21 protein-coding genes are annotated in these 19,279 nt (G+C 47.6%); 9 read left to right on the top strand and 12 right to left on the bottom strand.

From position 1 onward, the window contains the following. Positions 1 to 38: 38 nt before the first annotated feature. A complete protein-coding gene (locus SHD_RS01820) occupies positions 39 to 536 on the top strand; it encodes a peptidylprolyl isomerase (protein WP_039977154.1) in 498 nt (165 codons plus the stop codon). 198 nt (positions 537 to 734) lie between these two features. On the opposite strand, the gene SHD_RS01815 is transcribed toward SHD_RS01820, so the two are convergent. Genes SHD_RS01815 through SHD_RS01805 form a run of 3 tightly spaced genes read right to left on the bottom strand, consistent with a single transcriptional unit; the run spans position 735 to position 2,536 of the window. Then, complete coding sequence (locus SHD_RS01815) at positions 735 to 1,175, bottom strand: YcgN family cysteine cluster protein (protein ID WP_039977152.1); 441 nt, start codon at positions 1,173 to 1,175, stop codon at positions 735 to 737. 56 nt (positions 1,176 to 1,231) lie between these two features. Then, on the bottom strand, positions 1,232 to 2,233 hold the full coding sequence (locus SHD_RS01810) for a lytic murein transglycosylase (RefSeq protein WP_023265584.1): 1,002 nt from the start codon (positions 2,231 to 2,233) through the stop codon (positions 1,232 to 1,234). A 24-nt stretch (positions 2,234 to 2,257) separates the two neighbouring features. Then, positions 2,258 to 2,536: a YcgL domain-containing protein gene (locus SHD_RS01805; RefSeq protein ID WP_011717311.1), complete on the bottom strand. Its 279-nt coding sequence runs from the start codon at positions 2,534 to 2,536 to the stop codon at positions 2,258 to 2,260. A gap of 123 nt (positions 2,537 to 2,659) precedes the next feature. On the opposite strand from SHD_RS01805, the gene minC reads away from it, so the two are divergent. From minC to minE, 3 genes are read left to right on the top strand one after another with little or no spacing between them, the layout of a single operon-like run. After that, positions 2,660 to 3,325: a septum site-determining protein MinC gene (gene minC / locus SHD_RS01800; RefSeq protein ID WP_023265583.1), complete on the top strand. Its 666-nt coding sequence runs from the start codon at positions 2,660 to 2,662 to the stop codon at positions 3,323 to 3,325. Positions 3,326 to 3,352: 27 nt separating this feature from the next. Further along, positions 3,353 to 4,162 (top strand): septum site-determining protein MinD, encoded by an 810-nt coding sequence (minD, locus tag SHD_RS01795; RefSeq protein WP_023265582.1) that lies wholly within the window; start codon positions 3,353 to 3,355, stop codon positions 4,160 to 4,162. 2 nt (positions 4,163 to 4,164) lie between these two features. Then, positions 4,165 to 4,422 (top strand): cell division topological specificity factor MinE, encoded by a 258-nt coding sequence (minE, locus tag SHD_RS01790; protein ID WP_007648439.1) that lies wholly within the window; start codon positions 4,165 to 4,167, stop codon positions 4,420 to 4,422. Positions 4,423 to 4,605: 183 nt separating this feature from the next. Here the strand turns inward: minE and rnd are convergent, their stop codons facing one another. The 7 genes from rnd to tsaB all read right to left on the bottom strand — a co-directional run bounded on the left by rnd (position 4,606) and on the right by tsaB (position 11,354). After that, complete coding sequence (gene rnd / locus SHD_RS01785) at positions 4,606 to 5,715, bottom strand: ribonuclease D (protein ID WP_039977163.1); 1,110 nt, start codon at positions 5,713 to 5,715, stop codon at positions 4,606 to 4,608. A 71-nt stretch (positions 5,716 to 5,786) separates the two neighbouring features. Further along, a complete protein-coding gene (gene fadD / locus SHD_RS01780) occupies positions 5,787 to 7,460 on the bottom strand; it encodes a long-chain-fatty-acid--CoA ligase FadD (protein WP_023265580.1) in 1,674 nt (557 codons plus the stop codon). Between the two features lie 199 nt (positions 7,461 to 7,659). Next, complete coding sequence (locus SHD_RS01775) at positions 7,660 to 8,526, bottom strand: alpha/beta fold hydrolase (RefSeq protein WP_023265579.1); 867 nt, start codon at positions 8,524 to 8,526, stop codon at positions 7,660 to 7,662. 21 nt (positions 8,527 to 8,547) lie between these two features. Next, positions 8,548 to 9,360, bottom strand: coding sequence for a class I SAM-dependent methyltransferase (locus SHD_RS01770; RefSeq protein ID WP_023265578.1), 813 nt, complete (start codon positions 9,358 to 9,360; stop codon positions 8,548 to 8,550). 131 nt (positions 9,361 to 9,491) lie between these two features. Next, on the bottom strand, positions 9,492 to 10,199 hold the full coding sequence (locus tag SHD_RS01765; RefSeq protein WP_023265577.1) for a M50 family metallopeptidase: 708 nt from the start codon (positions 10,197 to 10,199) through the stop codon (positions 9,492 to 9,494). Continuing rightward, positions 10,192 to 10,500, bottom strand: a complete 309-nt coding sequence (locus SHD_RS01760) for a hypothetical protein (RefSeq protein WP_023265576.1) — start codon at positions 10,498 to 10,500, stop codon at positions 10,192 to 10,194. Before SHD_RS01760 ends, SHD_RS01765 begins: the two co-directional genes overlap by 8 nt. A 143-nt stretch (positions 10,501 to 10,643) precedes the next feature. Beyond that, entirely contained in the window at positions 10,644 to 11,354 is a 711-nt protein-coding gene (tsaB, locus tag SHD_RS01755) for a tRNA (adenosine(37)-N6)-threonylcarbamoyltransferase complex dimerization subunit type 1 TsaB (protein WP_023265575.1), read from the bottom strand. A gap of 373 nt (positions 11,355 to 11,727) precedes the next feature. On the opposite strand from tsaB, the gene hemB reads away from it, so the two are divergent. Next, positions 11,728 to 12,726 (top strand): porphobilinogen synthase, encoded by a 999-nt coding sequence (hemB, locus tag SHD_RS01750; RefSeq protein WP_023265574.1) that lies wholly within the window; start codon positions 11,728 to 11,730, stop codon positions 12,724 to 12,726. Between the two features lie 95 nt (positions 12,727 to 12,821). Here hemB and SHD_RS01745 read toward each other — a convergent pair whose 3' ends face one another. Next, positions 12,822 to 13,727 (bottom strand): bifunctional methionine sulfoxide reductase B/A protein, encoded by a 906-nt coding sequence (locus tag SHD_RS01745; RefSeq protein WP_023265573.1) that lies wholly within the window; start codon positions 13,725 to 13,727, stop codon positions 12,822 to 12,824. A 377-nt stretch (positions 13,728 to 14,104) separates the two neighbouring features. Here SHD_RS01745 and SHD_RS01740 point away from each other — a divergent pair, with 377 nt between their 5' ends. Both SHD_RS01740 and ylqF read left to right on the top strand, forming a co-directional pair. Next, positions 14,105 to 14,944, top strand: coding sequence for an isopenicillin N synthase family dioxygenase (locus SHD_RS01740; protein WP_023265572.1), 840 nt, complete (start codon positions 14,105 to 14,107; stop codon positions 14,942 to 14,944). A gap of 135 nt (positions 14,945 to 15,079) precedes the next feature. Beyond that, positions 15,080 to 16,021 carry a ribosome biogenesis GTPase YlqF gene (ylqF, locus tag SHD_RS01735; RefSeq protein ID WP_023265571.1) on the top strand — a complete coding sequence of 314 codons (942 nt, stop codon included), beginning with the start codon at positions 15,080 to 15,082 and terminating at the stop codon, positions 16,019 to 16,021. A gap of 297 nt (positions 16,022 to 16,318) precedes the next feature. Here ylqF and SHD_RS01730 read toward each other — a convergent pair whose 3' ends face one another. Further along, positions 16,319 to 16,759 (bottom strand): hypothetical protein, encoded by a 441-nt coding sequence (locus SHD_RS01730; protein WP_039977145.1) that lies wholly within the window; start codon positions 16,757 to 16,759, stop codon positions 16,319 to 16,321. A 395-nt stretch (positions 16,760 to 17,154) separates the two neighbouring features. Between SHD_RS01730 and SHD_RS01725 the strand changes: the two genes are divergently transcribed. Both SHD_RS01725 and SHD_RS01720 read left to right on the top strand, forming a co-directional pair. Then, on the top strand, positions 17,155 to 18,003 hold the full coding sequence (locus SHD_RS01725) for a tyrosine-type recombinase/integrase (RefSeq protein WP_023265569.1): 849 nt from the start codon (positions 17,155 to 17,157) through the stop codon (positions 18,001 to 18,003). Positions 18,004 to 18,037: 34 nt separating this feature from the next. Further along, on the top strand, positions 18,038 to 19,123 hold the full coding sequence (locus SHD_RS01720; protein ID WP_023265568.1) for an IS91 family transposase: 1,086 nt from the start codon (positions 18,038 to 18,040) through the stop codon (positions 19,121 to 19,123). Positions 19,124 to 19,279 lie beyond the last annotated feature (156 nt).

Genomic DNA, 19,279 nt, shown 5'->3' with positions numbered 1-19,279 from the left:
CTTATCAACGAATTAACTCAAAAATAGCAGAAGCCAATATGACGATTATTTTTACAACCAACCTAGGTGATATCAGTATCGAACTCGATATGGAGCGCGCACCCGTTACTGCCAAAAACTTTATCCGCTACTGCCAGGAAGGTTTTTATGAGCACACGATTTTCCATCGAGTAATCAAAGGCTTTATGATCCAAGGCGGTGGTTTTACCGCCAAAATGAAGGAAAAGCCCACCCACGAGTCGATTGTTAACGAAGCCAATAAAGGCCTATCGAATGTGTTTGGCACAATTGCCATGGCCCGCACCGACGCACCGCACTCGGCAACCGCGCAGTTTTTTATCAATACGGCCAACAATGAGTTCCTCGACCACACGGCAACCACGAACAACGGTTGGGGTTATGCGGTATTTGGTAAAGTCACCGCGGGACTCGAGGTCGTGCTACAAATTGAAGGCGTAAAAACCACCCGTGTTGCAGGCCATGAGGACGTGCCCCGTGAGCCGATTATTATCGAAAAAGTGACTATTGTTGAATAAGTCACTCTATCTAATCGATGAATAGTGTGGCGTTGCTTAATACAGCAATAACGCCGCCATTCCTTGATAGATAAAACTTTGGTTTTAAAGCCTAGATAGAAAAAGGAGCAATCAACCCAATGGTTAGTTGCTCCTTTTTGTTTATTCACATCTGATTGTTTATTAACGTCTGTTAATAGAAACGCTGCTGCAATGGCGTTAATTCAGATCCTTAAGCGGCCACAGCACGATATGGTCTTCAATATCTTTCACCCTGCGCTCATCCACCACTTTGCCTTGAATCGACATGCCCGCAAGGTGCATGGCCTCTTTAGAGCCCGTGAGTAAAGGATGCCAGCTTGGTAAGTCTCGACCGGATGCTAAACGGCGGTAGGCGCAGCTATCGGGGAGCCACGTCAGTTCATGGACGTTTTGCGGTGTGATCACAGTACATTGGGGAACATGGCTAAAACGGTCACTATAATGCTTGCAGCTGGCAGTTTGATGATCGAGCAGTAGGCAAGCCGCATTGGTGTAATAGAGCTCTTCGGTTTCATCATCGATCAACTTGTTTAAACAACACTTACCACAACCATCGCAGAGGGACTCCCACTCCTGCGACGTCAATTCGGTTAACGCTTTATTCTGCCAAAATGCCATGTTTACGCTTATCTTCATATAAAAAACCCGCTTAATGCGGGCCATTTTACACCAATTTACTGGGGAGTTTTAATTCTCTCCGATAAATGCACCACAGAGATGCCAAAATAATCGCCCTCACCTAAATAATTCACCGCTTGCCAGTGCATTAAGGCGCGGTAATTGCCATAGACCAGATATTTTCGGCCCTTAACACCGTCGGGCATAATAAGCGAAGCGTGAATATCCTCACGATTCGGTAAATCCGTATTATCGAACCGCCTGACACCGAGCTGTTGCCACTTGGCTAAGGTTAGGGATTGATTGAGTCCGATAAGCTCGGCCTTAAGATCCGCCGGTGCTTGAACCTGACGTCCCCAAGTATCTTCACCATTCCAGCCCTGCTGCTTTAGCAGATTCGCGGCAGAGGCAAAGGCATCGGCCACATTGCGCCAAATGTCTTTTTTACCATCACCGTCGCCATCTTGGCCATAGGCTAAATATTCACTCGGAAGCAATTGGGTTTGCCCCATAAAACCTTTGTCATTACTTTTAAGATCATCAAACTTGAGATGCTCTTTATCCATGATGGAAAGCGCAGCCATAAACTCCCGCTGGTAACGCGCCGTATCTTCGCCAGTAAAGGCTAACGACGCCATCACAGACAGCACAGGATAATCCCCCGACGCATCCCCAAAGTTAGACACTAAGCCCCAGAGCGCCACTAAAAACCGCGGCTGCACTTGATACTTGTCGGCAATATGGGTTAATAGCACTTCATGCTCGTTAAAGAGCACGCGCGCCGTATCCACCTTCCATTCTGGCACTACCTCAGGCAGATAGGTTTCAAGGGTTTTTGATTGGCTTGGCGCTGCGGCCACATTGGCTTTTTTAAAGCGTTTTATCTGCGGAAAAGCCGTATTAATCGTCGCTTGGCTAATGCCTTGGGCACTCGCCTCTTGCTTAAGCTTAAGGAGGTAATCGTTGAAGGAGGCGTCTTGCCCTAGCGCGCTATGGCTTATCAAGGGCAAGAAAATCAATGTACATGCTGCAACGCGTTGAAGGAGGGTCTTTGGCATATACCTTTGTCCGCAGTTTATGGGCTAGTCTTTAATCCCAAGACTTTCTCTGTGTTCGGCCAATAAATTAACCTGCGGTGGCGGAATTTGTAAATAAAAACCCTTTTCCTCGAGTGCTGCTCTGACCTTTTGAATATCGGCAATACCGAGGGATTCACGCTTAGCAATGGGGAACACCATCACTAACTGAGGCACACCAAACATCTCCAACAACGCTTGGGGAACATCATCAAAACAGTCCCTTTTGTTCACAAATAAGTAAGTGTCAGCCTTTCGACTACTTTTATAAACCGCACATAGCATAAGAGTATAAATATCCAATAGTTCAAACTTGCCAGTCAATGGGGCACACTATAACATGGTCGCCTAGTAATTTAATTGTAAAATCAGCGAACCGACTGATGATTTCTGGAGAATAGTGCCGGGATGTCAAAACCTAGCTTAGAGTTAAAAGGCGCTTCTTTTACTCTTTCAGTGCTTCATATTAATAGCAGCGACTTGAATGCTGTCATGGCTGAATTAGATAGCAAATTGGCACAAGCCCCTCAATTTTTTCTGGGTGCCCCTTTAGTCGTCAATCTCAGCGCCATCCAAGATAACGATTTCAATTTACATGGCTTAAAAGAGTTATTAGTTTCCCGCCAGCTCGTTATCGTGGGGATCACTGGGGCAACGACCTTCCTCAGCAATCAAGCCAAGACCCTAGGCCTTGCCATCGTCAAAGCGGGCAAACAGAGCGTGACGCCCCCGCCTGCCCCGCGTCAAACTAAGGTTTTGAAGCAAAATATCCGCTCAGGCCAGCAGGTCTATGCAAAAAATGGTGATTTAATCATATTTGGTGCCGTTGGTAATGGCGCTGAAGTCATTGCCGATGGTAGCATTCATATTTATGGCGCATTACGAGGAAAAGCCATGGCGGGCGCGGCCGGCGACAGCAGCGCGGTAATCATCGCCCATTCCCTCGAGGCCGAATTAGTTTCAATAGCAGGGCAATATTGGCTCGCTGAAAATCTACAACAACATAGCTCAGATAAAAGCGGCTGCATTCGCTTAAATGGCGAGTCGCTTATCGTTGAATCATTGCCCCTCTAAATGGCATAAAAAAGGATAGAGAGAAACATGGCACAAATTATTGTTGTCACTTCAGGTAAAGGTGGTGTTGGTAAAACCACATCCAGTGCGGCGATTGCAACTGGACTTGCACTACAAGGGCATAAAACTGTTGTTATCGATTTCGATATTGGCTTACGTAACTTAGATCTGATCATGGGCTGTGAGCGCCGCGTCGTCTATGACTTTGTCAATGTAATCAACGGCGAAGCCAATTTAAATCAAGCACTCATCAAAGATAAACGCTGTGAAAAACTGTTTGTACTGCCAGCATCGCAAACCCGCGATAAAGATGCACTGACCAAAGAAGGCGTGGGTCGTGTACTCGATGATTTAGCGAAAGAATTTGAATTTATTATCTGCGACTCGCCCGCGGGGATTGAGCAAGGCGCAATGATGGCACTGTATTTTGCCGATATTGCAATTGTCACTACTAACCCTGAAGTGAGTTCGGTACGCGACTCTGACCGTATTCTGGGTATGCTGCAGAGCAAGTCACGTCGCGCCGAACTGAATTTAGAGCCGATAAAAGAGTATTTATTGCTGACGCGTTATTCGCCGAGTCGGGTAAAATCGGGCGAAATGTTAAGTGTTGACGATGTAAAAGAAATCCTTGCTATTGAATTACTTGGTGTTATTCCTGAATCACAGTCTGTGCTCAAGGCCTCTAACTCGGGTGTACCAGTGATTATCGATCAAGAGAGTGATGCAGGTGCGGCTTACAGTGATACCGTCGCGCGTTTGCTGGGAGAAGATGTTCCAGTTCGCTTCATTACGGAAGAGAAGAAAGGTTTCTTACAACGGATATTTGGTAGCTAATTATGTCTTTACTCGACTATTTCAAAAGCAAGAAAAAGCCTAGCACTGCGGTAATGGCAAAAGAGCGACTACAAATTATTGTGGCTCATCAACGTGGACAACGGGATACGCCCGATTATTTTCCTCAGATGAAACAAGAAATTATCGCCGTGATCCGTAAATATGTGCAGATTTCTGATGATCAAGTGTCTGTGCAGTTAGATCAGAACGACGATAACCTGTCGGTACTCGAACTTAACGTCACATTGCCTGACAGATAAGTCGAGCGTTGGCGTCATCCTCATCACGGGGATGACGCTTTCTGCTGCGTTTTTGTAGCGTCTTAGGAGAAAAAACGTAAGCTTTGATATAAGCGCTTGATATAAGAGATTAAGGTCTCAACAATTGCTAAAACCTCAATTCTGCTCCAGCTTTTAAATAAGCCTTAAACCACGTCTATAATATTAAACTTCAAGCTTTGCCAACGATTCGGCGGCAATCTGTCCACGCCAGCCACTTAAGACCGTCGGTAACGCCCCCTGCTGTTTATCCCAACGCCATTGTAAATACTCATGAATATGACGTTTAGAGCCCAGCATCTCCATCGGGATAGCATGCTGCTCGCACAGTTCAGTTAAGCAGGTTTTAATGTTCTTAAAGGCCGATTTGTAACCAGGTTTGAGCGCTAAGACATCCACTAATTCGGGAGGATTGTTTAAATCCGCGGTCTGCATCACCCGTAAAATGTCTTTACCGTGAATGCGTTTCTCCTGCTCGGTCAAATCATTCAATTTGAGTAAATCGCCCATGCTCTTAGGCTGCTTCTTCGCTAGCGCGATCAGGCCGTGATCTTTAATCACAAAACCCAAGGCTAAATCCCGCGCTAAGGCTTTTTCTAAACGCCACTTAGCCAACACTTTAAGGTAGGCCAACTGATGCTCGGTGAGCTGAAAAGCATTTTTGACTCTTAGGTACGCAGTATCCATATCCGGCGTCGCTAAGCGCCCTTCTGTCATTCGCTCGCCTTCTTCATACAGCCAGCCTAAACGGTCTTGCGCCTTAAGCCTTTCGGCGAGTTGCGGATAGAGTTGATACAGATACAACACATCGTTGGCGGCGTAGCTAAGCTGCGCCTCAGTCAAGGGACGGCGCATCCAGTCGGTGCGCGACTCACCCTTATCAATCACTTCACCTAAACAGGTTTCCACTAACTTGGCATAACCTAGGCCATGGCCCATGCCACATAAAGAGGCTGCGATTTGGCTATCGAACAAAGGCGTAGGTTGACGCTGACCATAGTGGGCGAAGACTTCTAAGTCCTCGCTACAGGAATGCACTAGCTTGATGATGTTGGGATTATCAAGCAAAGACCAGAATGCACTGAGATCTGGCAGCGCAACCGGGTCAATTAAGGCTAAGGTTTTACCATCATAGGCTTGAATGAGGCCAAGCTTAGCGTAATAGGTACGTGTGCGCACAAACTCGGTATCTAACACGAGCAGCGGACTCTGTTGATATTGAGCGACGAGGGCATTGAGGCTCGCTTCGTCGCTCACATACTGAAACACTGACAAATTCTTCTCCAGTTCCTGTGGGTTAAGCACCGTCCATAAAAACAAAAGCCGGCTCATTGCCGGCTTCAATCTTACGCGCGCTTCACTTCGTCTCGAAGTTCTCGTCGCAAGATCTTACCCACGTTGGTTTTAGGTAACTCGTCCCTAAATTCTACCAGCTTCGGTACTTTATATCCCGTTAAATGCGCGCGGCAATGCTTAATGATGTCGTCAGCGGTTAAAGATTTATCTTTTGCAACCACAAACACCTTCACTAATTCACCACTGGCGTCATTTGGTACGCCAACGGCAGCCACTTCAATCACTTTAGGATGTAACGCGACCACTTCTTCAACTTCATTGGGGAAGACGTTAAAGCCCGACACTAAAATCATGTCTTTTTTACGGTCGACGATATAGAAGAAGCCCTGTTCATCCATATAACCGATATCACCGGTGGCAAGCCAACCATCTTTATCGATCACTTTGGCCGTTTCCTCTGGACGCTGCCAGTAGCCTTTCATGATCTGTGGACCTTTACCAAACAGCTCGCCTGTCTCGCCCTGCGGCAATACATTACCCGCATCATCACGCACTTGAATTAAGGTCGATGGCGCAGGGAAACCGATAGAACCATTGTAACCGTCTAAGTTATAGGGGCAGCAAGTCAGTAGCGGCGACGCTTCGGTTAAACCGTAACCTTCGAGTAAACGGGTTTTCGTGATGCTTTGCCATTTATCGGCCACAGCTTTTTGCACCGCCATCCCGCCACCAATGGATAATTTTAGGCGAGAAAAATCTAATTCCGCAAAATCGCTACTGTTCACTAACGCATTGAACAGGGTGTTGACGCCTGTCAGCGCGGTAAAAGGATATTTTTTCAGTTCGGCTACAAACCCTGGAATATCCCGAGGGTTAGTGATCAATAGGTTTTGGCTGCCCTTATGCAAGAACAGTAAGCAGTTCACTGTTAAAGCAAAAATATGGTAAAGCGGCAAGGCTGTTACCACAAATTCGTTGCCATCACGCAGTGCCGGTGAATAGGCACCATTGGCCTGCAATACGTTTGCCACCACGTTTTTGTGGGTCAACATGGCGCCCTTCGACACCCCAGTCGTTCCACCTGTGTATTGCAAAAAGGCTAGGTCATCAGCCGTGATAACGGGTTTGACATACTGCATTCTGCGCCCTCTTGAGAGGGTTTCACGCATTGAAAGTGCGTGGGGTAAATCATATTTTGGCACCAGTTTTTTGATGTATTTGACCACAAAGTTCACTAAGGTGCGTTTTGGCGCGCTGAGTTGATCACCTAAACTTGTGATAATCACGCTTTTTACTGGAGTTTGATCAACAACTTCTTCCAAGGTACGGGCAAAGTTCGATACCACAACGATGGCCTTAGCGCCTGAGTCGATTAACTGGTGCTTTAATTCGCGGGGAGTGTAAAGCGGGTTAACGTTAACCACCACCATGCCCGCACGTAAAATACCAAACAGTGCAATGGGATATTGCAGCAGGTTCGGCATCATCAGGGCGACTCGGTCGCCCTTTTGGAGTTTCAATTCATTTTGCAGATAGGCGGCAAACGCACGACTGCGTTCTTCAAGTTTACGGTAAGTTAGCGTGGCACCCATGTTGATAAACGCAGGTTGATCCGCATATTTGGCCACCGCCGTCTCGAACATATCGACGAGCGATGAATACTGATCCGCATTAATCTCGGCAGGTACATCTTTTGGCAAATGATTAATCCAAGGCTGATCCACAACTTTCTCCTAAATCCCCACAACTGCGGACACGGTATCCCTACTACCGTCAATACTCGACAAATACCGAGTTAAAATACCGACTTACATTTTATTGTTTTTGATTAACCCGCATAAATCATACGGGCGTTTTAATTTTGATCATCATCACATAAAAAAAACAAAAAACCTAGCGTCTTTTTTATGTAAGCAAAAGCAATTATTCGACAAACTGCTGGATCAAGTGTGCAACCCCTTTGGCGTTATCCATGTGCACATGGTGGTCGCCCTCGAGCATATGTTCAGACAAGTGTGTGAACCATTTCCTCGCCTTAGGCAATGCCGCTTGCAACTGGCTAAAGCCCTGTTTGCCGCAAATCAATAATGTCGGAACAGAAACATGCTGCATCAATGCATCGACCTGCTCAAAGGTCAAACGCATAGGCGAATCGAGCCTTAATCTTGGATCGCTACGCCACGCAACACCATCGGTGGTTGGTTGCATATTGCGCTCCAGTAACAAGCGGCACCAAGACTCCGCTAGTCCCGTTAAGTGAACTCGGGCTTTTACTGCAGTATCCATACTGTCGTAAACCTTTAGCTGTTTATGCTTTTGCGCTAACAATTTCTCGTGCTGATAAAAACTCTTTCGCAGCCGCGTTTTCGCTTGAGTCGCCGACTCAAACAATGGGCTTAACGCCTCAATCAAAATCAGCTTGTTGACCTTTTCTGGAAAGGTTGCGGTATACGCTGAGGCAATAATGCCTCCTAACGAATGCCCAACGATAGCCAGCGGCTTTTGCGGCAATATCGCCAGTAACGCATCGAGATCGTATAAATAGTCAATCCAATGCAATGGATAATGTCCCGGCCGATGTGCTGAAAAACCATGACCGGGCCAATCTATGGCAAGTATCTGATAATGGGGCAAATACTCCGCGAGAGGCTCAAAACTGTTCGCATTGTCTAACCAGCCATGCAACGCGAGTAATAACGGCTTATCTTTCGCTCCCCATAATCGACCACTCAGCTTGATATGGGGTAACACAAACTCGACTTGATTTTTGGGGGCGAAAGATTGCCACATATTGCCTCTAATGTCAGGTGATTAGCGCGATTTTTTGATAAATTTGAGCGTCATGCGATCGCTCTCACCAATTGCTTGGTATTTTTCCTTATCGGTATCGCCCAAGGCAAACGAAGGTGGCAGCGTCCATACCCCCTTGGCGTAGTCCTTAGTGTCTTTCGGATTGGCGTTGATTTCGGAGCTTTCGGCTAAGGTAAAACCCACCTTTTTGGCCAGCGCGATCATCTCGTCTTGGTCCATGTAACCCGTGCTCATATTCATGCCTTTATTGGCTCTATGTTCGACCACGCCAAACACACCACCATCTTTCAGCACTTGATAGGAGGCGGCGAACACGTTTTCGAGTTGGTCGCTTGAGGCCCAGTTATGTAAGTTACGGAAGGTTAATACCAAGTCCGCACTGCCATCGGCACCTAAATTCATTTTTGCAGGCGGGTCGAGAACCACCATTTTCGCATTGCCAAATAAGGCTTTATTAGCCGTCATCCAAGTATCGAATTTCACGCCCGCATTAGCGCGGTAGCGATTACCTGGGGTGTCCGTGCTAGGGTTGGTTTCGAAACTGGCAGCAATATATTGTCCCTTAGGCGCAAGATAAGGGGCAAGGATTTCAGTGTACCAGCCATTACCAGGCCAAAGTTCAATTACGGTTTGTGTTGGAGTAATACCAAAAAATGTGAGGGTTTCGACAGGATGGCGATAAATATCGCGACTGGCGTTTTTCGCTTGGCGAAACTCGCTCTTAATGGCCTTATCCAAGCCTTCATCGGCATAGGCCATACCTGAACATAAACCAGCAATCAGCATACTGGCGACGAGTGTGACTTTTTTCATAATAATTCTCCTTGGATACCGAAGACTTAAGCTAGCAGCCAATATAAAAAAATCCAAGAATTAGCCACACAAGTTGACCATTTAGGCTGTAAATATTTGTGATCTCATCACGGCATTAATGACGCCATAGATTAGCGAGACGTGGCAGAATCTACCCGGCGCCAAGCCATAAACAAGGCGCAGATACTGCAAAACAGCCAAATGGCGACCCAAATCCATGCCGGGATCCATGAACGCTCGGCCAGCAGCACCGCATCACCCTGCCCTTCGAGTCCGAGCAATACCGTGGGGCTTGCCAGCGCATTGAGCATGATCATCAGGCCAATAATGCGTAAGAATTGCGTGAGGATTTTATTTTTGCTGAGTTTTAGCGGCAGTAATAACACAATCGTCAGCACAGCTAAAATGGCTAAGGTCAGTAAATCTCGCCCCCACAGCAGACCACTTAGCACCACTAAACCGCCTAAAAACGCAAAGCTTAAGCGAATCCCCTTAGGCCAAGTTGCCAACAAGTAAATAAGGTATCCCCAACAGGCTGCGCCAAAATAGCCCGCAAATCCAATCACCAGTGGCGAGCCACCTTGGCTAAAGCAAAAACCTGCACCATTGGGGAAGAGTTGAATATGACTCACTATGCCGCCACTGAGCACTGTCGCTATCCCATGGGACAACTCGTGAAAATAGCTCTCTAACCACTTAAAAGGTACGCTTAGATATGGAATGCGCGTCAATATGAGTGCCAGCATCAGTTCGATGATAAACAAACCGCGGCTCGGCAAACCGCCGGTTAAACGAGGAGTTAAACGGGATTGAGAAGACACGGGCGCACTATCAGGCATAAATATCCACACCGACCATCTGCTGAATTTCTTCACGTTTGGCGGCATGTTGCGTTTGTAGGTATTGGGCAATAGCCCCTTGATGACCTCGGGTACTTTGCTCGTATTCGAGCTGGGCACCGAGTCTGGATTGTAGGTTTTGTGATGAACTATCAGCGGTATCATCAAAGGCTAAGGCAGAAACCGCATCGAGCTCAATCACAGGGCGCGGCGCCTCCGTGGGCGACATTCCCTGTATGACTGCGGGGCGATTACTCGCAACCGCTTGTGTCAAACTCGTTTGAAGCGAATTTACCTGCATCGAAATGCCCAGTTTATATCCTATTTGCCCTGGTTAACCTTGCTAGGCGGTTGTGACGAGTGCCTAACTAAGAATTGATGTCTGCATCGAGAACCCATGCAGACAATCTAGATTCTAACGTATCACAGGGAAGAATGAACAGTTTATTCACGTCCCGGTAACTTTTTCCATGTCACAGTATCACGTAGGTACACAGGCTCGAGTTCATCGACACTGGTGGTTAATCCTGCTTTGATACCCGCTTCGGCCAGCGCTAACATGGCTCGGGCATCGGGATACTTCACCGCCGCTAAGGTGGTAATCCCGCTGCCTAACGCTAATAACTCGGGATAGGCATCAAACCCCGTACCACAGCCTACAATCGCTTTGTTAAGATCGAATGTCAGCTCAACCTGCTCTGGCGAGCTCACTATCTCTTTACCGACTAAGGTGGCAATGCCATCGACAGCAACAAATTGACCCCAGTACACTTCTCCCATGCGCGCATCGATACAGCAGAGTACTTGCTCGGCAGCGTGCTCAGCAATCGCCATTTGTGCCATGGCCGCTAAGGTTGAAATGCCGATAACGGGTAAGTCTAACCCTAGGGCTAAACCTTGGGTCATGCTGGTACAAATACGGATCCCCGTAAAACTGCCTGGCCCACGGCCGTAGGCAATGGCATCCAGTTTATCTAAGCCGACATTGGCTTGTTTTAATACTGCTTCCACCATAGGCAATAAACGCTGACTATGCTCCCGAGGCGCATCGGCTAACTCAGCAAAAACCTGTCCTTGATAATACAGGGCAGCCGAACAAGCTTCGGTACAAGTGTCGAGGGCGAGAATACAAACAGAGTCTTGGGGTGTTGTCATATAAAAACCGCGCTGTGGGCATAGTTGGACTGAAAAAGTGACTTATCGAAATCCTGCACTATACCAAGTGTAAATTGGCGCAAATGATAACATCAAATAATCGAAAGCAAAGGCTTAAAAACAGCGGCTAATGACTCGATTAGCTTAGCGCTGGGTTTGTGATCGCCATCACTAACTCAACAACCTCTTAGGCCTTTGGCCAAATATTGGGAAACTTTTGCCCTATTTTAGGTCAGAGCAAACAGTGCTGAAGCTTTTGTCTCACTTAATCAAGTTCACCAAAGCAACAGGCACGTCCTAAGCATCGTTTTAACTCTCTCCCCTTGACGCGAAGCTTCGCGTGATGCTTTTACACTGTTAATAAGGAAATTCAATGAGCAGTACCAGAGATAATCCCCTTAAACCCCTTCGCCGTTTAAGACGCCTACGCCGCACAGAAGCGATGCGTGACCTAGTGCGTGAAACCCAGATTTCCCTAAGCGACTTAGTCCACCCACTCTTTATTGAAGAGCACATCACCCAAGCCGTGCCTATTTCAACCCTGCCGGGGATCAGCCGTCTGCCCGAGAGTGCGCTTGCTGATGAAATTCAAAGGCTTTACGCATTAGGGATCCGTTATGTGATGCCCTTTGGCATTTCCCACACCAAAGATGCGCAGGGCAGCGACACGTGGGATGACAATGGCTTACTCGCGCGGATGATCCGCACCATCAAAACCGCCGCGCCAGAGATGATGGTGATCCCCGATATTTGTTTTTGTGAATATACCGACCATGGACACTGCGGCGTATTGCACCATGACGAAGTCTGTAACGATCAAACCGTGGCTAACTTAGTCAAACAATCCATTACCGCCGCCAAAGCCGGAGCCGATATGCTGGCGCCATCGGCGATGATGGACGGCCAGATTAAAGCCATTCGCCAAGGACTGGATGAGGCAGGCTTTGAACACATTGCCATTTTGGCCCATGCAGCCAAATTCGCCTCATCCTTCTATGGGCCTTTTAGGGCCGCAGTGGATTGCGAACTTAGCGGAAACCGTAAGGGCTACCAGCTCGATTACGCCAATGGTCGCCAAGCCTTGCTCGAAGCGCTGCTCGATGAAGAGGAAGGCGCGGATATATTGATGGTGAAACCCGGCACGCCCTATTTGGATGTGTTAAGTCGCCTAAGACAAGAAACCCACCTTCCCTTAGCGGCTTATCAAGTCGGCGGCGAATATGCCGGCATTAAGTTTGCCGCCCTGGCGGGCGCCCTCGATGAGCGCGCCGTCGTCACCGAAACCTTTATCGGGTTAAAGCGTGCCGGCGCCGATTTAATTGTTAGTTATTACGCAAAACAATATGCCGAGTGGTTAGCGCAATCCCGTTAATTCACTGAGTCTTCAGCCTATCAGGCAAGCAATTAACGGAAACGCCACCCTAATCGGTGGCGTTTTTTATCCGTCATTTTGGTCGCACATTAAGCCTATGCTTGTAGCTCTGCAAAAAGGGCTCTGATCTTTTCAACCTTTGGCCTTACCACAATTTGGCAATAGGGCTGCTCGCCATGCAGGGCGAAGTAATCATTGTGGTAATCCTCAGCGGGATAAAAAGACTCAAAGGCCACCACTTGAGTGACGATCGGCGCATCAAATACCTTTGCCTCGGTTAATTTGGCAATCATGGCATTAGTCTCTTCAATCTGCGCCGCATCGTGGGCAAAGACGACGGAGCGATACTGCGGCCCTTTATCATTACCTTGGCGATTAAGCGTGGTGGGATCGTGACTCTCAAATAACACCTGCAGCAGCGTTGTAAAGCTGATTTGCGCGGGGTCAAATTCGATGTGCACCACTTCGGCATGCCCAGTTAATCCCGAGCACACCGACTTATAATCGGCATCGCTCGCCTCGCCGCCCGAGTAACCTGAACTGACATTCAGCACACCCTTAAGGCTCTTGAAAATCGCTTCAACACACCAAAAACAGCCTGCACCAAAGGTGGCAAAGGCTGTTTTATGCGTCGATGTTGCCACCTCATCGGCCGCTTGAAACAGCATGGAGACAGAGTTAACGCAGTGACGAATATTTTTCGGCGTTAAATATTCCCCTTCAAACACATGGCCTAAATGGCCGCCACACTGGCTACAGACGATTTCGGTACGGCGACCATCGGCGTCGACATGACGACTCACTGCGCCCGGAATTTCATCATCGAAGGCTGGCCAACCACAGTGGGCATTAAACTTATCTTCTGAACGATACAAAGGCGCATGGCATTTTTTGCACAAATACACGCCTTTAGCGTCATGTTTATAATACTCACCGCTAAAGGGACGTTCTGTGCCCTTTTCTTCTATGACATAGCGTTCAAAATCAGTCAGTTTGTTCATAAAAGTCTCCTTTAGCTCCTAAGTTTTTCGCCTGCATAAGACCGTTTATTCCTTAGGTTTATTGCGCCTCAGCCTGAATTGGCTTTTTGGCATAGTAGCCGCTTTAGTCGATAAAATCCTGTTGATTGAGCCATTGCTTAAATAACTGGAGGAAAATTCAGCAGTAATCTCAGTCCATTGTCTTGAGTGTTTGCACCAAGCAAAGTGCAAAGCTACACTTGCTGCGGGTCAATTCTCTACCCAAATCCTTTCTATTTTGGCCGCTTTGCACTAGGGCTTAGCGCACCATACTGATAATGAGATAAGTGGCAACGACTCCTTACCTTTATCCTTAGAAAGTGTTTGGTTAACAACCATATATAACAAGTAGAAACAATATGAAATTAGAAACCATTGATTATCGCGCAGCCGATAGCGCCAAACACTTCGTCGAATCCCTACGTGAAACGGGCTTTGGTGTACTCTCTAACCACCCTATCGATAAGGAACTGGTCGAAAACATTTACGCTGAGTGGCAAGCCTTTTTCAATTCTGACGCTAAGAACGAGTTTATGTTCAATCGTGAAACCCACGATGGCTTCTTCCCCGCGTCGATTTCTGAAACAGCAAAAGGCCACACGGTTAAAGACATCAAAGAGTATTACCATGTGTACCCTTGGGGTCGTATTCCAGATTCTTTGCGCACCAATATTCTGGCTTACTATGAAAAAGCCAATGCGCTGGCCTCTGAACTGTTAGAGTGGATTGAAACCTACTCACCAGACGAGGTAAAAGCCAAATTCTCTATCCCGCTGCCAGAAATGATTGCCGACAGCCACAAAACCCTACTGCGCATTCTGCATTACCCACCGATGACGGGCGATGAAGAAATGGGCGCTATCCGCGCTGCGGCCCACGAAGATATTAACCTCATCACTGTGCTACCCGCGGCCAACGAGCCAGGGCTGCAAGTCAAAGCCAAAGACGGTTCTTGGTTAGATGTACCAAGCGATTTTGGCAATATTATCATCAACATTGGTGATATGTTGCAGGAAGCCTCGGGCGGTTACTTCCCATCGACCTCACACCGCGTGATTAACCCAGAGGGCACGGATAAGACTAAGTCGCGTATTTCACTGCCCCTATTCTTACACCCTAAGCCTTCGGTAGTGCTGTCTGAGCGTTATACCGCCGACAGCTACTTAATGGAAAGATTGCGCGAGCTGGGCGTACTTTAACTCAGTCCCAAGCAATAGATGCTCAAATTCGCATCAAGATTAAGCAATTAAGCGCCTTCGGGCGCTTTTTTTATGACATTCGTCGCCTTCAAGGTAGAATAGCCGTCTTTAGGTCATTTAGAACAAGGCGCTATCATGGCAATTCAATGGTATCCGGGGCACATGCACAAGGCACGCAAAGAGATCGAAGAGGCTATGCCTCAGGTCGATCTGGTGATTGAGGTGCTGGACGCCCGTATTCCCTACAGTAGTGAAAACCCCATGGTGTCAAAGCTTCGCGGCGACAAACCTTGTATTAAGCTACTGAATAAATCCGACTTAGCCGATCCTGATATCACCGCCCAATGGATTGAATATCTTGAACGTGAACAAGGGGTAAAAGCGACTGCGATTACTACACTGCAACCCGGTATGTTGAAAATGCTACCGGATCTTTGCCGTAAGTTAGTGCCGAGTCGCGATAAGACCGAAAAGGACATTCGCACTATGATCATGGGGATCCCTAACGTGGGTAAGTCCACCATTATCAATACCTTAGCTGGTCGTGTTATCGCTAAAACCGGTAACGAACCCGCTGTCACCAAAAGCCAGCAGCGTATTAACCTACGTAACGGCATTGTGCTCTCGGACACGCCTGGGATTCTATGGCCTAAAGTCGATAACGAAGCCAGTAGCTATCGCCTAGCCGTCACGGGTGCCATTAAAGATACCGCCATGGAATACGAAGATGTGGCACTGTTTGCCGCAGATTATTTCTTAAAGGCGTACCCGAAGGAAATTTGCGAGCGTTATAACATCAGCGAGTTACCTCAGGATGATATAGCGTTACTCGAAGAAATCGGCCGTAAACGTGGTGCACTGCGTCCCGGTGGTCGCATCGATTTGCATAAAGCCTCGGAAGTGGTGTTACACGATTACCGCTCAGGTCGAATTGGCCTATTATCCCTCGAAACCCCAGCGATGGCCGAAATCGAGAAAGCCGAAGTGGAACGCATTCTGGCTGAAAAAGCCGCCGAGAAAGCCGCTAAGTTAGAAGCGGAAAAACTGAAACGCTCAGGGAAACGACATAACGTTTAAGCGCTGTTTTTAATTGCTGCGTGCAAGCCTAACCGAGCAACAGCCGCTAAAGAGACTAGTTTAAGTGATTAATTATATTGATTATTTAGATTAAAAAGTCGCTTTACAGTATGCATCAATAGCTCTCAGTTTGACTGATAAGCCAGCGCGACCTTAGCGCTGGCTTTTTATTTGCTACCACATATTCATGGTTCGCGAAGCAATCTCTCAATCTACAGCAAAATTTACTGCGAAGTTAGCAGTCATCGATTAGCGATAATATAAACCATAGCCCATTTATGTTTAGAGACTATTCCATCAGTACAAACCAGAGGCACTATTGGGCTCGAACACTGGGGTTTGGCCTGCGGCTATCATGTTGTAACTCAACATAAAGGGCACTCCACCCTCCGAAACCATTATATTATCCATCCAGCCAATCGGATTATTGAACAAGGAGTTGTCGTGATTTAATACCCCAATGGCGCCGTTGGCTTCATCAAAGTCCCAAACGACTGAGCCCCAGTGCCAGTTGAGCCCTTTTACATATTGCCAGCCAAGCAAGGCCCCGAGTGCGTAAATCACATCATCATCCATCACTCGTTGATTTGCCCGATAGTCACGCGTCAGTTCCGTAATCGCCGCCACTATCTCCGGCGGCGATGTGTGCTCCGACAAACTGAGCAATACGAACCCTTTTTGAGCTAACTGTTCGAGTTCTTTCTGTATTTCCTCAGATATCGCATTTATTTCGGCCATAATACCTCCCTTAGAATGAGCCAAATATCCAAAACAAGATACGGATAAAACCCATTGGCGCCAATACCACATTGGGATGAAAACACTAAAGCAGATCACCCATTGTAGATAAATCCATCAGCATGAAATGGGACAAAAGCATGATAGTTTCCCAATCAAATTTTTGAGTTTCGGATTAAAACTTCTGTGGAAATAACGCCCCAACAAGCAGTAAATAACACTTGGTTATAATTAGCGGGGTACGAGCGCAAGCAAAGTGCTATTCGTCCGCCCTTTATTGGCTTGTTGAACGAAGCCGCTTTGCGGCAGGAACAAGATAAAGCCATCCTTTTGCCCCTCATCCTAAATACTTGCTAGACGCGACCTGCTTCGGTCGCAATCCTAGGAGTATCATCATGGACATTCACGAACAACAACGCTTTGATTTACTTTATGAACAACATCTTACCAACTTAACCTTGCAAGGCAAGCGGCCTGCAACCATTGATGCCTATAGCCGAGCTATACGCCGTATTGCGGCATACTTTGACTGCTGCCCTGACACCTTGACCACCGATGATTTGAAGCGCTATTTTGCTGATTTGATTGCCTCACATTCTTGGAGCACCGTCAAACTCGACCGCAACGGTTTGCAGTTTTTCTACTTTCACGTCCTCAACAAATCTTGGCAGTGGCTTCATATTGTTAAGCTACCACAGGTGAAACACCTGCCCGATATCCTGACGCCCTGCGAGGTCGCGATGGTTATCAGCCTCACGCGTCAACTGCGTTATCAGGTTTGTTTCTTAACCCTGTACAGCATGGGATTGCGCCTTGGTGAAGCGATTTCATTACAGGTCAGGGATATTGATGCGGGACTGATGCAGGTGCATATCCGTGATGCTAAAGGGGGCAAGGATAGACTGGTGCCGTTACCTCAACGCACCTTGTTAGCGTTAAGGTTCTATTGGCGCACCCACCGTCATCCTCGTTGGCTATTTCCGGGTAAAGATAATCAACCTGACTCACTCATGGACAGAGGCGGGCTCCAAAAAGCCATGAAGCAAGTCATTTCCGAGTGCAATATTCATAAAGCCATCAGTCCGCACAGTTTACGTCACAGTTATGCCACCCATTTGCTGGAGCAAGGACTCGATTTGCGCTCGGTGCAAACACTGCTCGGCCACCATAGCCTGAATACCACCGCCCGTTACACGCAGCTCACTGATATCACCCGTAAAAATACCTCTGAGGCGATTAACTAACCAACGGCTTAGCCTTGAGGTGGGAGTGTGGGTTATGAGCCAGTTTATCGATATCTTACGTCAACATCTGACGGATTTTCGGCGGCGTTATGCCCATCAAATCACCCCAGAGATACAGGATGCTATCCATGCCATGCTCAGCTGTCGCTGCAACACGGCGAGGGTGAGTTGCTGGGATTGTCAAACCTGCGAGCAACAGCTTGAGTTTCCGCTCTCTTGCGGTCATCGCAGTTGCCCACAGTGTCAACATGGCACCACATGTGACTGGTTGAGTAAACAACAAGCTAAGTTATTACCAGTGAATTATTTTATGGTGACCTTTACCTTGCCGTTTGAATTAAGAGCCATAGCAAAATCGCAACCCGAGCCGTTCTATCACGCCATGTTTACCGTAGCAGCGGGTGTACTCAAAGACTTTGCAGCACGCTCCCCCAAGCTCAGTGGTGACATCGGCTTCACGGGGGTATTGCATACTCACAGTCGGCGTAGAGACTACCATCCACATCTGCACTTCATTATCCCCGCAGGGAGCTACCACTCTGGCAAGCGGCAATGGCGTAAGTGTAAAACCCATTACTTATTTAACGCCTTTAATCTTGCCAAGGTGTGGCGAGCACGTTTACTGGCTTATCTGAGTGACACGCTTCAACTCAACCTGCCACATCAATCCCACTCGAAATGGGTGGTCGATTGTCAGTTTGTCGGTAAAGGTGCTCCTGCACTGCAATATCTGTCGCGCTACCTTTATCGGGGCGTTTTACCCGACAGCAGTATTTGTCGTCATGTCGATAATCAGGTGAGTTTTACCTATCAAGACAGTCAGACTCGCTGCCAACAAGTACGCAGCTTGCCCGCCGTCGAATTTCTGTGGTTGATATTACAACATGTGTTACCCAAAGGATTACGGCGAGTGCGTGACTATGGCTTACTGCGAGGCAACGCTAAAACGCTACGGCAACAAATCCAACTGATGCTGGCTGTTGCGGGAGCCGCTTTCCCCGTATTACCAGAGGTCAAACGTGCCTTAGCCGTGCGCTATTGCCCTTGTTGCCACCTCGAGATGCATTTTATGGGCGTTCATGTGCGTCATCGACCGACAGACGCTAGCATCATCGCCTAAGGCGAGAAGTATAAGGATAACGGGTTAACCAAACAGAATGAGGACTCGATAACAGCTTGATGAATAGGTAATAAAAATATTAGCTCGTTCGCTAAGGGCGGGTCATGTCTGCATAAAAGTCTCTTTGAAAATAAGACCTTCGCCAGTACACATTCT

The organism is Shewanella decolorationis S12, from assembly GCF_000485795.1.
GTDB lineage: Bacteria > Pseudomonadota > Gammaproteobacteria > Enterobacterales > Shewanellaceae > Shewanella > Shewanella decolorationis.
The sequence above is the reverse complement of the archived record's forward strand: the minus strand, read 5'-3'. Positions and strand labels throughout refer to the sequence as shown.

What these genes read in the sequence shown, in the direction of transcription:
- ylqF (WP_023265571.1), top strand. Translation starts at nt 15,080, where the DNA reads ATGGCAATTCAATGGTATCCGGGGCACATGCACAAGGCACGCAAAGAG.
- SHD_RS01730 (WP_039977145.1), bottom strand. Translation starts at nt 16,759, where the DNA reads ATGGCCGAAATAAATGCGATATCTGAGGAAATACAGAAAGAACTCGAA.
- SHD_RS01805 (WP_011717311.1), bottom strand. Translation starts at nt 2,536, where the DNA reads ATGCTATGTGCGGTTTATAAAAGTAGTCGAAAGGCTGACACTTACTTA.
- minD (WP_023265582.1), top strand. Translation starts at nt 3,353, where the DNA reads ATGGCACAAATTATTGTTGTCACTTCAGGTAAAGGTGGTGTTGGTAAA.
- SHD_RS01740 (WP_023265572.1), top strand. Translation starts at nt 14,105, where the DNA reads ATGAAATTAGAAACCATTGATTATCGCGCAGCCGATAGCGCCAAACAC.
- minC (WP_023265583.1), top strand. Translation starts at nt 2,660, where the DNA reads ATGTCAAAACCTAGCTTAGAGTTAAAAGGCGCTTCTTTTACTCTTTCA.
- SHD_RS01820 (WP_039977154.1), top strand. Translation starts at nt 39, where the DNA reads ATGACGATTATTTTTACAACCAACCTAGGTGATATCAGTATCGAACTC.
- SHD_RS01720 (WP_023265568.1), top strand. Translation starts at nt 18,038, where the DNA reads ATGAGCCAGTTTATCGATATCTTACGTCAACATCTGACGGATTTTCGG.
- SHD_RS01775 (WP_023265579.1), bottom strand. Translation starts at nt 8,526, where the DNA reads ATGTGGCAATCTTTCGCCCCCAAAAATCAAGTCGAGTTTGTGTTACCC.
- SHD_RS01765 (WP_023265577.1), bottom strand. Translation starts at nt 10,199, where the DNA reads ATGCCTGATAGTGCGCCCGTGTCTTCTCAATCCCGTTTAACTCCTCGT.
- SHD_RS01725 (WP_023265569.1), top strand. Translation starts at nt 17,155, where the DNA reads ATGGACATTCACGAACAACAACGCTTTGATTTACTTTATGAACAACAT.
- SHD_RS01770 (WP_023265578.1), bottom strand. Translation starts at nt 9,360, where the DNA reads ATGAAAAAAGTCACACTCGTCGCCAGTATGCTGATTGCTGGTTTATGT.
- SHD_RS01760 (WP_023265576.1), bottom strand. Translation starts at nt 10,500, where the DNA reads ATGCAGGTAAATTCGCTTCAAACGAGTTTGACACAAGCGGTTGCGAGT.
- SHD_RS01745 (WP_023265573.1), bottom strand. Translation starts at nt 13,727, where the DNA reads ATGAACAAACTGACTGATTTTGAACGCTATGTCATAGAAGAAAAGGGC.
- SHD_RS01815 (WP_039977152.1), bottom strand. Translation starts at nt 1,175, where the DNA reads ATGGCATTTTGGCAGAATAAAGCGTTAACCGAATTGACGTCGCAGGAG.
- minE (WP_007648439.1), top strand. Translation starts at nt 4,165, where the DNA reads ATGTCTTTACTCGACTATTTCAAAAGCAAGAAAAAGCCTAGCACTGCG.
- SHD_RS01810 (WP_023265584.1), bottom strand. Translation starts at nt 2,233, where the DNA reads ATGCCAAAGACCCTCCTTCAACGCGTTGCAGCATGTACATTGATTTTC.
- tsaB (WP_023265575.1), bottom strand. Translation starts at nt 11,354, where the DNA reads ATGACAACACCCCAAGACTCTGTTTGTATTCTCGCCCTCGACACTTGT.
- hemB (WP_023265574.1), top strand. Translation starts at nt 11,728, where the DNA reads ATGAGCAGTACCAGAGATAATCCCCTTAAACCCCTTCGCCGTTTAAGA.